Here is a 15,606-nt window from a genome sequence, read left to right as displayed (position 1 = left end):
TAGTCTCAAAGGAACCCCCTGCCTAACTTTAAACGTTAGGTAGGGATCATCAACCCTTAAGAAAATGAACAAAAGTGTACATTCTAAAATCGTCAAAAGTGTACATATTATCATTGACATTTATATAATAGGAATTACTGCGATGAATTTTAACTTCATTAAACATTTTAGAACTTAGTTTTAATAAATCAATATCTCGAAAGTAATGATATAGCTGTTGAATATCTTCCTTTAATTTTTTATCAGTTTGAGGAGTCTTCAATAAATCATAAAGGGTAGTTTTGATAATTTGATTGTGTAAAATGTTATGAGTCATTTCATCAAATTGACAATACATTCTAGCTTTCTTAAAAGATAATTCATTCAACGATTGAGGAAAATTGATCCTTCCACGAATGGTCGAAGTTTCTTCTTCCATATTTGTGTATTCTTTGTAAAACCCCCGCTTAATTAAAACTCGTAGTCGGTTTAATAATATCCTGGATAGTAGATGATAAATATCTTTTTCATCTGCCCTTGAGACATAAACATCCTCTTTTTCTTCTAGCCTGTTCCATGCATAACACAGCATGTAATAAATATTTTTTACAGGGATTTTAGTTAAACTTTTCAAGGAGTCCATTTACTTTATCCTCCTGATCAAACCAGTATTCACGGAGTAGTGGAGCCACTTCCAATCTAATTATTCGATCTAACCAATTTTGTTCATCCTGTATAGTTTCTGTTGTAGGGCAAAAATAACTATGGCCGATTTCATATCCTTTACCTAAATTAATAGTATCCTTACTAATCTCATTATTTATTTCAGTTATAGAAGTTATAACTTTATCAATTAAACCTTGGCTGATATTTTTGTTACGCAGAAAATCCTGAAATTTTTCGTTACTGAATGCTGGCTGTAAAGAAATAAATGTAAATCTCCTTCTCAGTGCATAATCGACTAGTGCTAAAGAACGGTCTGCAGTATTCATTGTACCTATCAGGTATAGATTTTTGGGTATAAAGAATATTTCCTCATTCTCGTTGTACGCTAATTTTATTGCAAACTCTTTTCCACGTTTATCTGCCTCTATAAGCATCATAAGTTCGCCAAATATTTTAGATAAATTTCCTCTATTAATTTCATCAATAATCATGTAGTAGTTACTTTCAGGATCATCAATAGCATTTTTGCAAAAATTATAAAAAACACCATCTTTTAAAGAAAAACTTCCTGTATCATTTGATTTATGTCCTCGAATAAAATCCTCGTAGGTATATGATTGATGGAACTGGATCATTTCTACTTTACTAGGGTCCTTTTCACGCATATGTAAATATGCTAATCGTTTTGCAACGAACGTTTTTCCAACCCCTGGGGGGCCTTGTAAAATAATGTTTTTCTTGTACTCTAAAGCCTCTTTAATATCTTCTGCCTGATCTTCTGTCATGAATACTTCGTATAAGAACTGTTGAGTTTCATATATTGGTCGTTCATGAACTACAGAGTTTCTTGAAGGAGTTGCGGAATAGTCATGCTTTTCACTTATCAAATCTAAAAGCTTTTGAACAGCATCCTCATACATGGTCAATTCAGTTAACGTTTTTGTAGGTAATCCAGGAAAGTTCCATTCCCCAACATTGCTCCATTCTACTTGTCTAGTTGATCGATAATCAGATTGTATCGTGTCATCATATTTATACTCACCAACTATTTTTCCGTAACCTATAACTTGACTATTCCCACGTTTAACAAATACAAAGTCCCCTACCTGCATTTCATAACAAAATTGGTAGTTTGCATGAGCATCATTATGTGGTTTTCCTTCAAATTGATAAACTTCAATTAGTGCTTCCATTATATCTGCTTTACTTTCATATTGCCTGAGATCCCCGAGTTCCTTCCACCCGATTGCAATATGACTATTTGTATGGAAGTCTTCCCACCTCATAATTCCCTCACCCGCTGCAATCACCCAATATTTAGGCTCTGCCACCTCTGGTAGTTCTCCATCTTCCTTACTAAAATTTTCATAAAGAAAGCTAAGAAACTGATCTATTTCAAAATAAATCGGCAAATTAGTTCTCTTTCCGACAATTTTTTCATACTTTTCAGCAATACCTTCACGTTTTAGAGAATCTTGGAATTTTAAAAACTTTTCCCCATATGTATCTCCACGCGAGTAATTAGGAACAATCTCCAGAACATTTTCGACAGCTACTTTATCTCGTTGATTATAAAAACAAAATTCCTCAGGAAAAATGTTTCCGAGCATTTCACTTACCACACTATGCCCAAACCCAAATAATTTATATTTTTCGTCCGTTAGAAAACGGTCTATTTTCTCTTTTATAGGATCTTCTCCATGAATTAAATAGATGAAACTATTTCGATATTTTTCTATGGATGCATTCATATATCCTAATGCACGTTTTCTTGCAATTCCCATTCGGAATGCATTAACATGATTACCTATTTCTTGCACATCTTCCCACTCTAACTCTTCTAAGTGAGAACGCTTACTAAAATTTCTAAAAAAATCATAGCTACTTTGAATATACTCATTATTAGTTAGTTGTTCTGTTCCTTCTAGTGCGAAGAGCCGCAAATATTTATCTAGGATAGATAATTTTAATCCTTCATCCACGATGCTAGGTTTCTTCCAAAGGTTTAAAATCCGTTTATATTCATCTTCTTCTATAAAAAAATTGGTACCCGTAGCTAATTTAATAATATTTAAGTTCATTGTTTCTGGTATTTCTTTCAACTTATGTCTTAGTAACATGCCTTCTTTTTCAGTTAATCGGTACTCAAATATTTTTAATTCAACCTTAATTTCATCTTCTTCAAATACTTCTGAAGTGACTTCAGCATGAGCAATTATTCCACCAGTGTTCTTTTTCCCACCATCAGAACGCCAAATAAATACTTTATCCCCAATGTTTATTTTTTCTACATAATGCTTTTGTCTAACTCCCCATGTAAGTACTTCATTATTTTTTATGTAATCATCAACGTTAAATTGTTTAGGATTTCCTTGAAAGATCCAGTGGTTCATTATTCGTCTCCTCCTTATACAAAGGTTTTAAAACCTAGCATTTCTTTCGTTAACTTCTTCATCTATTAACCATAATAAATACTCAATTTTACTGTTATGTTCATTAGTGTTGTTTATAAATGATACTCCATCCTTTATAACAATCCACGTAATTATTACGCCAAAAATAATAATACTAATGGGATAAAAATAAGGGATTTTTATAAATAATTTATCTATCCCTGAAAATATTAATGCAAAAGCAGAAATAAAAATAGCAACAGCAGCAAAATTATTCCCGATTTCTCTTTTTTGACATTGTAAAAAGGCTCTTATTTTCCTAAGCTCTTTTATAGATGTGATCTCTTTTAGATAGGTTAGAGCAAAAGTATCCGTCTTTGATTCTAGTAACTTTTTAGATAATTCTTTAATTCTCTGTTCTTGTACAAACTTTTCAATATTTAAATCCATTTATTAATCTCCAATTTATTTACTCCCTTTCCGTTCAAAATGTTCATGTAATCGGTATTCGCATATTTGTTTGGTCCATTCGTATAAGGTCTCATTATCTTCCTTTAACACATCGAACTCCAATTTAAACATCTCTCCATCAAATGACACTAAATTATCTGAGCTGCCGGACCATTTACTCATTGGCATGTCTGCTATTAATTTACTTACTTTCTTTTCGTCATACTTCCATAGTCGCTGAGAGTTTTTATCGGAAAAATCGATATTTTTGCGATAGTCTTTTTCAGTTAGATAGTGATGAAAGAAAGGTGCAATTTCCCTGGGTGTTACAGGTAATGTCCAATTTTCAATTCCACGATTGAGCATATATAAGAGAACAATCATTTTATAGCTTTTCGCCATTCCTGTACCTTCAACTTCTTTTATCCATTTTTCATGTCTAGTGAGAACTTGTTCTTCTTTTTCATTTAATTCATTTGCCCATGATAGGAAGCCTGGATAGGATTTGAATTCTTGTTTATATTCTTTACTGTTGGAACTACCATACAGGTGCAGCTCCAGGTAAGTTGGGCGATGGCCTAACTCTTCCTTTAAATTCAAATAAGCCCCGTGTAATTTTTCTTTACGAGGTTGTCGTTTTCTTTGGAGTTCTTTCAACAAGTCGATTACATTTAAATCTAAATTGAGTTCACAATTTCTTGGTACTTGAGGAATGGCTGGTGCTTTTCCTTTATCCGGTTGAGGATCCCGATCAAATAAACTCATCTTAATATCTGCATTTCGGTAGTTACCGATCAAATCAATGATATGACAATACTCTTTTCCATCATGAAGGCGTAAGCCTCTTCCTACTTGTTGCGTAAATATGGTTAGTGATTCAGTAGGTCTTGCAAATAACAACGTATCTACTGATGGAATATCCACACCCTCATTAAAGAGGTCTACCGTAAAAATAATATCAATTTCTTGATTGGTTAATTTCTGTATCGCTTCCTTACGGGAGATGTTTTTGTTCTTTGAATTCAAACTTATAGTACGATAACCATTTTTATTAAAATAATACGTTAAAAAGTCCGCCTGTTTAATTGAGGAACAAAAAGCGAGTGTTCTTGTTTGGCGATGTTCTAACCAGGCATTTAATATTCTGTCAGCTAAATCATCTCTTAATTGAGCAAGTAATAACTTTTCCTGATCATATTTATTTCCTAGCCATGTAATAGATGAATAATCCGTATCGTCATAAACACCAAAATATTTAAATGGGGTTAACCATTCGTTTTCAATTGCTTCTATAAAATGAAGTTGGTAGGCCACATTCCCCTCACATAATCCATATACATCTTTATTATCCATACGGTCTGGTGTAGCGGTAATTCCCAATAAAAATTTTGGTCCAAAATGCTGGATGACTTTTTGATAAGAGTTGGCAGCTGCATGGTGAAATTCATCCACAACGATTAAATCAAAATGATCTCGTGAGAAATTCTTGAGGTTATGGTCCGTACCAATGGTAAAAACAGACGCAATGACAAAATCACATTCTGTTTCTTTGTTCTTTGCATTGTAAATCCCAGCAGGTTTTTCCGGCATAATATGTAGAAAAGACTTCTTCGCCTGATAAAGAATTTCTTCACGGTGTGCCACAAACAATACCCGATTAAAATTCCTCGCAAAAAAACCTGCAAGATAAGTTTTCCCCAGGCCAGTTGCCATCACGACCATCGACTTGTTATAGTTTTCTTCAAACGTGGTTTCCAGTGCAGTTAGGGCATCCTTCTGTGCAGGTCGTGGAGTTATTTCTTCCTCCTTACTTATCTCAACTTCATAAGTGGTTGGCTCATCATTTACTTCATCGCTCTTCGGATCATTTGAATACATTAATTCCGTTTCTTCTTGTTCCGACCATTTCTTCGCAACATTATGAGTAGCATGGAATTTTTCATATTCTTCACGGTACCTCTTTATTGTTTCAGCATTTACTGGAACCGTATCTTCATGATAAAAAGTCTTTAAGTACATATCCATAACTTCCTGATAACTTAAAGGTTCTACCGATTTATTCATGTATAAATTCCACTCTACCCCTTTTGTTAACGCAGAAGCTGATAGATTAGATGACCCAATTATAAAAGAACCTTCATTTTGATCATTACTTTGACCAAACAAATAAGCTTTCGGATGAAAAGATTTTCCTCTGCTTCTCCATAGTCTCACCTCAAGTCCATTTATAAAGTTAAGAATCTCTAACGCATTGGGTTGGGTTATGTAAAGATAATCACCAGCACATAGCTTTATTTCTGCACCACGCTCAATCGCATCTTCCAAATAAGGTTTAATAAGTTTTACCCCAGATTTCATAACAAAAGAGGTCAGAATATAGATAATATCTGAACTCTGGACCTCTTGCTGTAAATTGTCTATCAATCTATCGGTTATTAACTTTACTTTACTCATCCTCAACATCAATCAAGAAAATACGCTCTTGAAATCCTCCACGCTTTTCTGCTTTTTGCTTCCGAACAGCTTCGAGTACTTCAATAGAAGAATTATGTATTTTAGTTAAAGATTGAATCAGTTCTAGAATATCAGCAAGCTCCTCAATGGATGAAGGATCATCACTCGCTTCTAAATACTCATTTAATTCTTCTTTTAACTTCTCTCGTAACTCAACTTTATACTCATCCGCTTCCATCAGACGAGTATTGTAATTTAAACCTTTGTTTTCAAGAATCTCTGGGATGCGATCACGAACTAGTTTGTTGTAGGTTGGCATACTTTACCTCCTCATATTTTTAACTAATAACAGCATAAAGACTTAACAAGATCATAACATAACCACATAAAATAGAAGTATGAATACTAAGAGAAACACTTTATAAAAGTATATTTATGATACGGATCACCGTAGTGTATCTATATGAGGTTATTATTTAATACCGGTTAATTTAATCGGTAGAAATCATGTATCTAAACCTGACCCTTATCTAAAGTGTTAACGTGGTGGGGGTCAGGTACCGAAATCGTAGCTTGGAGGTAAGTATACTTCTTTAGCTCCCTTTCCTCGAAACGGATCTTTTTTAGTAGTTCATTTTCTGCTTTCAGTAAATTGATTTGTGCTTCTAAACGTGTCTTCTGTTCCTCAAGAGTCAGTTATCATTCTCTAGGTTCCCCCAAGTTGTCAACTCTAGTATCGGTAAGCCCGACCTTTCCACCTCTTGCTATCTGCATTGATTCTAGCTAGGCCAAGAACTGTCGTAGTTTTCCTTTATAAAAATTCGCTTGAACTCGTCTGTATAAGTGATACCCTTTGAGCTAACGATTTTATGTAGTGATTCGCTTTTAGTAGCTTAATCACTTTATCTGTAATAAGCATTTTAACTAATCTGGTTTTCACCCGTCTCTATATGTTGTCTACAAGTCATTATACAAGAAAGACCCTATAGGTAGACTTTTTTAAGTGTGTCTACTATATAGGGTACATTTTAAACTTAGGGAATAGTGTAATATTTTTTAATTCAGAAAGCATTAACAGACACAAATTTCACTTCTATATCCGACAATTTTATGCCACTGATGTTTATAATTTTGTATAAGTCTAAATCCTCATAGTGCCAAATTGCCCCTAATAATCAATCATATTATTTGGGTCTTCAATAATTAAATTCTATACCTGTTAAAACAGAATTAAAATCACAGTAAGCTAATGACTCAAAATAATCTGTTCTTAAACCAACATCCAAAACATACATAAAAGCATCAAATTTATAGATGACCGGCTCACCATGATTACTTAAAATATTTTTTCTAATACTTTCAGTCTTTGCGATAAGACAAGTGTACTGATATCCCGGATCGATAACTGATGTATTACCATTCGGGTGTGCTCTTTGTAAATGCTGTCCGCTGGTCAATGCAATAAGATTCTCTATATAATCTGCAATTTCCTCAAATTGATTTTTAGGGAAAATGTGATGCATGTGAGTTGCTATTTCTCCTACAGAGAATTTATCCAATACCTCAGATTTCCCTTCATTATACTTATCATTAAATTGACGGAGATATTTCATTGCTCGTGTAACTCTGTATTCATACATTAGATCATTCTCCGGTGAAGGGGCAAAGTCCCCACGAGCAACATTCTTATCCTTTCCAACGGCATCATCCCGCCAGTTTGTTTGATTATACATGATTTTATTATATGTCATCATGGATGGAGAAAGTCTACCTCTAAAAGTACCTTTCTTATGGAATTTGCAAGCTAGTGGATTCAACACTTTATTGAAGATTCTATTTGCCTCTACTGGTGTATTTATAGGAGTATAGCGAATACAAAAATTTGAAAATATATTTTTCAATTCTTGTAGGGATACTTTTGTCTGTTGCTCAAAAAAAGATTCAAAACTATACCATAAACCACTATCAAGAAGTGTTTTTTCTATATAAAGACACAAAAAATCAAAAGAATTCCGCTCACGTAATGCGATATATTCAAGAACCTCTGTTCTCTCAACACTAAATTGAATTGTGTTATTTACAATTCCATCCTCTCTAAGAACTCCGGCAGCTGCAAGCATTTTCATCGGTTGACGAAAAAATTTATTATACTCATCAAGTGTGGTCAGAATCAACGGGTTTGGTTTTCCAAATATATGCTGAACATTAGTGATAGCATAATCTGATTTCCAAATGTCTGGAGATTTAAAAGGCTGTTTTCCACCATTCTGGATATAATCAACAATACAATCAGCTACAAAACAAACTGCATCTAAGGCGCACTTTTGGTCAATCCATCTGCCATTTCCTGATACACGAACATCATAATTATGTTCATTTATAAATGCTTCTAACATTCTATATGACATCTCTTATCCCCCATAGAAGTAAACACTGGTCTTATCGATATTAAGTGACAGTGTAGAAAGTTTCTTGCAATACTGTAAAATCGCCTTATTCATTAATGAAAAAAGATTTATGTTTTACTAAATTTTGGATTTAATACCGTAACGGAACGCTCAGTAATAATTTTGGTAATATTTCCTATCACCTGAGGGTTCCGCGTCAAATATATTGCTTAAATCATAAACAATTTTTACCCTGAATGACTTTCAGCCACAATTTCCAATGCTTTTTTTTTAATATTTTATATGTCATCTTTTAGCACCCCATAGAAAAAAACACTGGTTTTATCCACATTGATTGACTGTGTGGATAAGTTCCTTGCAATAGCGTAAAATCTTCTATATTCTTTGGATGAAAAAAAAGATTTTTGCTTTGCTGTCAACCGAAACAATGTTTTGGGAATTAATATAGCAACTGAACCATCAGCAATAGTATTTGGAATATTTTCTATTACTCGAGGATTGTAGGTCATGTTCGGAGTGAGATATACGCTAGTATCATTAACAAATTTATAAGCTGAAAGACTTTCAGCCGCTTGCTTCTGTAAGTACACATCATAGTCTTCAATGTGTGTCACTCCGAGTCCATCATCATTAATATTCTTTGCCTTAATTACCCATAGAGAGTCTTTCCCCTTTGTTACGCTTGTAATCGATTTAGTAATCTGTCTATCTCGAAAAACAGTAAACACATCAAAATCAAGTTTATTCGCAACAGCATCAAATTCTTTATCTCTATAGATAATAAAGTAAGGATATTTTTTATCAGTAATGTACGATTGTTTTTGAATATACCTTTTGTTGTATTTCATGCTATAAACTGTAGTATCCTTTGGTTTTTTCCTTGGGTATACTACTAAACACATAGTTTCAATCGAAACACCTGTGAAACCATATCTACCAAAATCAATAATACTGTCTATCCTCATTTTACTAAGCAAATCCCTTGTTTCAGCAAATTCACCCGTACTCAAAATGGTTTTGTTCAAAACAAGAGCTACACAGTCACTATGCCTCATACATTTCTCTAAAAACATTTCCGATAAATTTTTTGTCTTTTTATTTGCATTTTTTGCTATATGCTGTTCCAATTCCGGCGAACGCCCTTTCAATTTTGAGAAAGGAGGGTTTCCAACGGAGAGGTCATATCTACATGATATATCCAATGTTAAAAAATCATGACAAATTCGATTAATAGTAAAGTTCTGTGGAATTTCAGTTCTTTCTAGCAGTATATTTAGTGTCTCTATACTCGCTTCATCTATGTCAACAACATCTAATATGACATGAGGAACACTCTCATACTTTTTAAACAAAAATGGTAAAAAACTACCTGCACCTACGGAAGGTTCTAAAATGCGAATTTCGTCTTTTGAAAATGTCGGTAAACTTCCCATGATCTCATTTACAATGAACTTATTGGTGTAAAAAGCAGCATTCTCTACTCTCCGTGCATTGCAAAGTTCAGTTATTCTCATAAGAGATGCTACATCCAAATCAAGAGGATTATTTGTCAAGAACTCTCTTAAATTCTCTCGATCAACAAGAGAGTTATCAGCGATTATCCTATTTATATTTATAGGTTCACAACGCTTCCTTGACAAACAATCTTTGATGTTATGTGCAATCTGACGCATTATTTCTGTTGGTACAGCCTCCCCCAAACACTGACGAATGTTCATTTCGTGTGCTTTATATAATTCTTTCTTTTCTTTTAATGGAAGATTATTTAATTCATCAAAATCCAAATTTACCCATCTAAAATCTGAAGGAACTGTCATCATTTCCATCAGCTCACGAATACTATAAACTCTGTCCTGTTCGGGATGAATAGTATTCTGAGCAGCAAGCTGGTCATTTCTTGTTTGTACGCACTGAACGAATCTATCCCACGGCTGTCTAGTATATTTATCTCTGTTTTTACGAATGTTTTCTACAATCTTTCCATCTACAATTCGATGTGGTCGTTTCAAAGGATCCTCGTTATCAAATGCAGACTCTCCCTCTTTCAAATCATGAATCCAATCACGCATTTTAGAATCATAGGTTCTGAAAGCATGGTAGAAATCAGCGCCATTAATTTCTCCCCATTCCAGACGTGGAAGATTAAAAATCACATCACGAAGCGTCTTCTCACTTCGGTAATTCGGATACAATTCATACGGAGTGATATTGTTTCTATATGATTTATCTACTCCTATCATTAATGAACGGGTTCTCGATGAATTTGACCCATAATTCATAAAATTCATAATACGTCCAGTAATAATATAATCCTGCCCAAGAGCTTCCCTTATGTACTCACCTATGGGAACCACTCTTTCATCAGGAGTAATACATGCTGTTTTCTGGAAAGCCATTACATTCTCAAAAATGAAGAAGCGTGGCCTAATATTTTTGACAATCTCAATAGATTCAACAACTAAACTGTTTCGATCAATCTCTTTCTTATTTTTTTTATGATTGGTGACACTAATCCCCTGGCATGGTGGTGTGGCAAAAATAACATCTACCCGATCATTTCCTTTTTCTTTCCATCTATCTATTTCTTTATAAATCTTGTTCTTGATATCTACAGATGTAATATCACCATCAATATACCCAGTATCGTACTCACATTTATTATTTGCTCTTTGTACATCCATACGCCTCGAAATAATCTCATTGGTAGCGATACAGTGATAATCTTCCGACTGAAAGCCATAGCAGCCGACCCCTGCAGAACTGAATAATGTTACATAAGTCAGACTTTTATCTTTTAGCACTGTTGTTTTCCTCCATTTGATGCAGTTCATCCGATTTTGCATATTCAATGATGTCTCCAAAATCAACCTGAAGAACATCGCATACCTTTTCCAACACCGACAATGTCACTTCTTGGTCTTTTCTCATTCTAGTAATGGTGTTGGGTGTAATTTTGGTAGCCTTACGTAAGTCAGCAACACTCATTTTTTTATCTATAAGTAATTTCCACGATCGGTTATACGAAACAGCCATTGTAACCCTCCTACCAAGACAAAATCCTTAAAATGTACTATTGTTATAATCTATGAAATTATATCACTATTAACAATCCTGACAATAGAATTTCGCATTTGATTACGAAAACTTCTTTTTATCATAAGTCTAATATTGAATAATAATTAAGCTCACTTAAAACAAAAAGGAATTCTACACTCTGGAATAATCTTAACTATTAACTCTGCACTATCTTTACAACCTGATAACATCTCCATAACCAAATGTAAAAGTACCCTATGATCAATCTATCGTCCCAATGGTGTTTTTTACAGTCCATTTGTTCCCGCAATACAAAAAATAAGAATCTCGAGTTTAAAAGCACTACCAATCAACAGGCAGAAAGTTTTCCAAAACACTTCAAATATTCCCTATTATGCAGTAATCCTATGACTTTGTTCACATAGGTTTAATCGGATAGTTTTGACCACAATCATCACGAAAGTTGATTAATTAGGTAGGTATGGCATTCCGATAAGGAGTCAACCTGATCCTTTCCTAAACACTTGCTATGAGCGATTTGATTTCGGATAGGATATAAAATACGAAGCTTTAAAAAGAAGTCATCGGGAAGTTCTTGAAAAGGTGGGTAAAGACGAAGTAAGGATCTTTCCAACTCATGGAGATTAAGGTTTTGGACTTTGGCCCTGGGCGGTTTACGATTAAATTGTTTAGGAGCTTTCAAAAACCAGCAAGGTCCATATTCCTCCAACATTTTTCCTGATATGTAGCTTCGCAATCGATTTTCAATTTCATAAAGCTGACAATATGCTTTTTGCATCATTTCCATTTCCTCTGATTCAATCAAAGACATCACCTCATAAAACAATGATTCATTGAAAAAATTTAAAACACCTTTTTCATAACTACTTTCCATCTAAATTTCCCCATAATTAAAAAGCACCAATTTATTTACCAAGTCTCTACTCATTTTATCACATAATCTTTGCCAAATGTTCACTATCATGTTCTTTGTTTAACATAAAAAATTGAAGAAGTAGCTCAAAAAATTTCTTCCTTTTAAAATAGTTACGATAAAGTAACAAAGTGATACTACATAACCACAAGATGTAAGAGAGATGTTATCCAGAGTAATAAATAATCTTATAATAACTAGTGAAATGACTAATGGGAAAGCAAAGTCTGTAAATACTTTGTCAAACACAACTTTAATAAGTATAGTAATAGAAGAACCGCAAAGAGATCTAGACCAGCTAAAGAAGGTTCTAAAACGCTTTGAGGGAAGACTATAAATGAGTGCTAAATCAAGGGTGATGGTTACATTTTTTATGAGAGCTGTTGAATCATGATAAAAAGGTTACCATATGTTGAAAAGGTTGATTATGACCAACTTAACCTAAATAGTGGACCTTCATTGGGCACTCCTCCTTCTATGGTGAGATGAAGTGGTCGGGAAACCAACTTTATCCTACCATGAAGTGAGGTTTTTTTATTACCACGCTATAAGCTCTTTGGAACCCCCGGCATAGCCAGGGGTTTTCTAAACCATTAAGAAAAAGCGAACCGAATAATCTTGGTCCGCTTTAACGAATTACCAGTCCCAACCGCCTCCGTAGCCTCCACCATAGCCACCGTGGCCACCATAGCCACCGTGGTGACAACCGCATTTAGGGCGCGGTGGGACCATGCAATGCTTGTGCTGAGTCGTACAGCAAGATTTTTTACAATGTTTCTGCATATGCTTGTGCTGTATGATATTGTGGTGTACGTGTTCCTCGATCACTGGATGGATATGGGGCACGACTTTGTAATGGCAAAATTGCTTGACACACTTCTTCGGTGGATGGACCACCGGACACATCATTTGAGGTTTATGACAATGCATCTCATAGATTCTCCTTTATGAATTAGTAAAAGCTTTGTAATAATGTATGAGAGATCTATGAGACTTGTCTAAGACATTCGCCTTTTTACATCAAAATTAAATAAATCACCCATCTTTGGAGGAGAAGTTGAAGTGAAAGGTGAATCTACAATGAAGTATATACTACCTGTTTTTTTCCGAATATTATTTGGCTGCGGATTAAGAGTTAGTGAAGCGTTGATATTGACAAAACAACAGCAATCCCTTAGCAAAAAGCAGTTCAACCAACTGTCCGACCTCACATGGATTGAGCAAATGTATAACCTCGTGTTTCTAGGACCGCTGGATGTGGGGGAAAACCCACCTGGCCGCTCGGGATCCTAGCGATACAGAAAGGATTTAAAGTTATATTCATTTCAATGGGCGACCTTGTCCAGGCCTTGAAAGCGGAAGAAATCACAAGGAAATCAAAAGTAAAATTGTGGCGAATCAGCCAAGCAGATTTAGTCATCATTGATGACCTGATGTTTATGGCGATGGATCAACAGGAAGCGAATCTATTCATTCATTTATTCAATGACTTGCATCATCAGACATCGATTATATTGACGTTAAATAATGCACCGAAGGAATGGGGGAGCTATTAGGAGATCCAGCTATCACTACAGCCATTTTAGATAACGCCCTTTACCGCGTAGAAATCATTCATTTGAACGGTGTAGTTACAGAATGAAACATTGAAGAACCCTATTTGACCAAGAAAGTGTTCCAAATTAATCATCAAAAACTGTTTCATTTTACTTGACGATCACATTTACCCATATATTCAAATTGTTCTAAATCTATATAAAAGTGATGGAATGTTGTCCCCAAAAGTTTTTGCTGTAATTTATGATATTGTTCACCTAGTTTAATTCTAAACTATGGTTGGATTAGTAAGTCTAACTTTTTGTAATATAGATTCTTTCATCCACCTCATACTCAAATGTAACTTCCTCAACTGTATCTGCTGCCACTTCCACCCAAAAAACAATTTTATTCGATGTTTCTTTTTTATACTCATGGCTTGTGTCTTTCATTGTCCAGTTTCTGTCGTAGATATCGTGTGTGATTTTCATCAGGGCTTGTTCTTCTTTGTTATTTTTGATGGTGTATTCCCATTCTACAGTGCGGATGCCTTTTTCATCTTTATAGCTATCAATCTCGTTTCCTTCACAGACGATGTCGAAGGCATCTCCGAGATAGAGTTCTACGGTTTCGTTTTTCGGTGTGTGGTCGATCCGGTCTTCCCCGATGAATTCCAGGCTTCCGTCCTTAATGTCTTCTTGATAGACTTTCACTTTTCCTTTTGGCAATGGCAATCCTAATTTTTGTGCTTGTTTATTTTCGAATTCAATCTTTATTTCGGCTTTATCATTGTAATGGTTGAATGAATAGTAGCGTTTATATGGAATTTCTTCTACCTGGATGAAGTTGATTTGCTTGGACTGATTGTTTTTGAGTGTGGTTTTATGCTGCAGCGTGTACATGTGGTAATCGGCAAAGCTTTGTTCTTCAAAGGATGGTTTTTCGCTATAATCGACTTGGGCGTATAGCACGTGATCTTCTAAACCGATGACGTCTCCATCCTCAACCCGGTTCACATCCCCGGCAATGAGCTTCACTTTTACATTAGCGAAGGTTGTTCCTGCGTTGTTCTGTATGTTCACCCAGCCGGATAGATTGAACGTCTTTTCTTTCAGTTCGACGACATAGTTGGATTCCCATTCCATTCCCTTTGTAAGGTATGATACATTGATTTGATCGTTTTTTGAAGGTTTAATTTTCCATATCAATGCTGGTTTGACGATCAGTTCGCCTGGCAGCTTCGGCAAAATCAGTTCCTCTTTCGGATCGAGGATGATTTCTTTCGTTTTTGTATTTTCAAGAACAATACCGCTTGCGACACTTAAGAGCCGGTATTCCTTCCGTTCATTTTTCTCCTTATCGTATAAAAACACGTTCTGGTCTATGTATTTCTCAAGCAGTTTCGATTTACTCACAAGGTCATAATCGTAGTTCAGTTCAAGGATATTCAGTCCTTCGACGAGGATCGAATCGGTTTCGATCAACTGCGCGACATCGAGGTATTGGATTTCTGTTTCCTCACCTGTCAAGTTGACTTTTCGTTTTTCTTTTACGACACCAAACCCGTCGTTGTAAATCGTCAATGCCAGTTCTTCTGCATCCTTGCTGTATGAATGATAGGTCATGTTCAAACGCCTCCCCTTTTCTCTTATAATAGCAGAAAATGGTGTTCCACTCCCACATATAAAAACCATACGATTCGTACAAAAACGTTGGATTTTTTAAAACCAATCGTATATTGTGATGCTTT

The 15,606-nt window shown here is 34.9% G+C and carries 13 protein-coding genes and 1 pseudogene; 2 read left to right on the top strand and 12 right to left on the bottom strand.

The genetic code is table 11. From position 1 onward, the window contains the following. Positions 1-49 precede the first annotated feature (49 nt). The 11 genes and pseudogenes from ACTWQL_RS22925 to ACTWQL_RS22875 all read right to left on the bottom strand — a co-directional run bounded on the left by ACTWQL_RS22925 (position 50) and on the right by ACTWQL_RS22875 (position 13,250). On the bottom strand, positions 50-622 hold the full coding sequence (locus ACTWQL_RS22925; protein WP_443144690.1) for a 5-methylcytosine restriction system specificity protein McrC: 573 nt from the start codon (positions 620-622) through the stop codon (positions 50-52). Continuing rightward, positions 597-3,038, bottom strand: a complete 2,442-nt coding sequence (locus ACTWQL_RS22920) for an AAA family ATPase (protein WP_443144689.1) — start codon at positions 3,036-3,038, stop codon at positions 597-599. Before ACTWQL_RS22920 ends, ACTWQL_RS22925 begins: the two co-directional genes overlap by 26 nt. Before the next feature lie 27 nt (positions 3,039-3,065). Next, a complete protein-coding gene (locus ACTWQL_RS22915; RefSeq protein WP_443144688.1) occupies positions 3,066-3,488 on the bottom strand; it encodes a hypothetical protein in 423 nt (140 codons plus the stop codon). A 15-nt stretch (positions 3,489-3,503) separates the two neighbouring features. Then, positions 3,504-5,942: a DEAD/DEAH box helicase family protein gene (locus ACTWQL_RS22910; RefSeq protein ID WP_443144687.1), complete on the bottom strand. Its 2,439-nt coding sequence runs from the start codon at positions 5,940-5,942 to the stop codon at positions 3,504-3,506. After that, on the bottom strand, positions 5,935-6,261 hold the full coding sequence (locus ACTWQL_RS22905) for a nucleoside triphosphate pyrophosphohydrolase (protein WP_443144686.1): 327 nt from the start codon (positions 6,259-6,261) through the stop codon (positions 5,935-5,937). The genes ACTWQL_RS22910 and ACTWQL_RS22905 overlap by 8 nt, the downstream gene beginning before the upstream one ends. Positions 6,262-6,504: 243 nt before the next feature. Continuing rightward, a pseudogene (locus ACTWQL_RS22900) lies at positions 6,505-6,910 on the bottom strand (IS3 family transposase); the annotation flags it as partial. 228 nt (positions 6,911-7,138) lie between these two features. After that, positions 7,139-8,350 (bottom strand): hypothetical protein, encoded by a 1,212-nt coding sequence (locus ACTWQL_RS22895; protein WP_443144685.1) that lies wholly within the window; start codon positions 8,348-8,350, stop codon positions 7,139-7,141. A 278-nt stretch (positions 8,351-8,628) separates the two neighbouring features. Further along, positions 8,629-11,151, bottom strand: coding sequence for a DNA cytosine methyltransferase (locus ACTWQL_RS22890; protein ID WP_443144684.1), 2,523 nt, complete (start codon positions 11,149-11,151; stop codon positions 8,629-8,631). Next, positions 11,138-11,383, bottom strand: coding sequence for a helix-turn-helix domain-containing protein (locus ACTWQL_RS22885; RefSeq protein ID WP_443144683.1), 246 nt, complete (start codon positions 11,381-11,383; stop codon positions 11,138-11,140). The genes ACTWQL_RS22890 and ACTWQL_RS22885 overlap by 14 nt, the downstream gene beginning before the upstream one ends. 457 nt (positions 11,384-11,840) lie before the next feature. After that, positions 11,841-12,281 carry a hypothetical protein gene (locus tag ACTWQL_RS22880; RefSeq protein ID WP_443144682.1) on the bottom strand — a complete coding sequence of 147 codons (441 nt, stop codon included), beginning with the start codon at positions 12,279-12,281 and terminating at the stop codon, positions 11,841-11,843. A 675-nt stretch (positions 12,282-12,956) separates the two neighbouring features. Beyond that, positions 12,957-13,250 carry a CotD family spore coat protein gene (locus ACTWQL_RS22875; RefSeq protein WP_443144681.1) on the bottom strand — a complete coding sequence of 98 codons (294 nt, stop codon included), beginning with the start codon at positions 13,248-13,250 and terminating at the stop codon, positions 12,957-12,959. Between the two features lie 150 nt (positions 13,251-13,400). On the opposite strand from ACTWQL_RS22875, the gene ACTWQL_RS22870 reads away from it, so the two are divergent. Then, positions 13,401-13,613 carry a hypothetical protein gene (locus ACTWQL_RS22870; protein WP_443144680.1) on the top strand — a complete coding sequence of 71 codons (213 nt, stop codon included), beginning with the start codon at positions 13,401-13,403 and terminating at the stop codon, positions 13,611-13,613. 35 nt (positions 13,614-13,648) lie between these two features. Next, positions 13,649-13,876 carry an ATP-binding protein gene (locus tag ACTWQL_RS22865; protein WP_443144679.1) on the top strand — a complete coding sequence of 76 codons (228 nt, stop codon included), beginning with the start codon at positions 13,649-13,651 and terminating at the stop codon, positions 13,874-13,876. A gap of 294 nt (positions 13,877-14,170) precedes the next feature. Here ACTWQL_RS22865 and ACTWQL_RS22860 read toward each other — a convergent pair whose 3' ends face one another. Next, on the bottom strand, positions 14,171-15,481 hold the full coding sequence (locus ACTWQL_RS22860) for a DUF4139 domain-containing protein (protein WP_443144678.1): 1,311 nt from the start codon (positions 15,479-15,481) through the stop codon (positions 14,171-14,173). Positions 15,482-15,606 lie beyond the last annotated feature (125 nt).

Origin of the sequence: Pseudalkalibacillus sp. R45 (assembly GCF_052246725.1) — a bacterium.
In the GTDB taxonomy this organism is placed as follows: Bacteria; Bacillota; Bacilli; order Bacillales; family Fictibacillaceae; genus Pseudalkalibacillus.
This window is presented reverse-complemented; position numbering and strand designations above follow the sequence as displayed.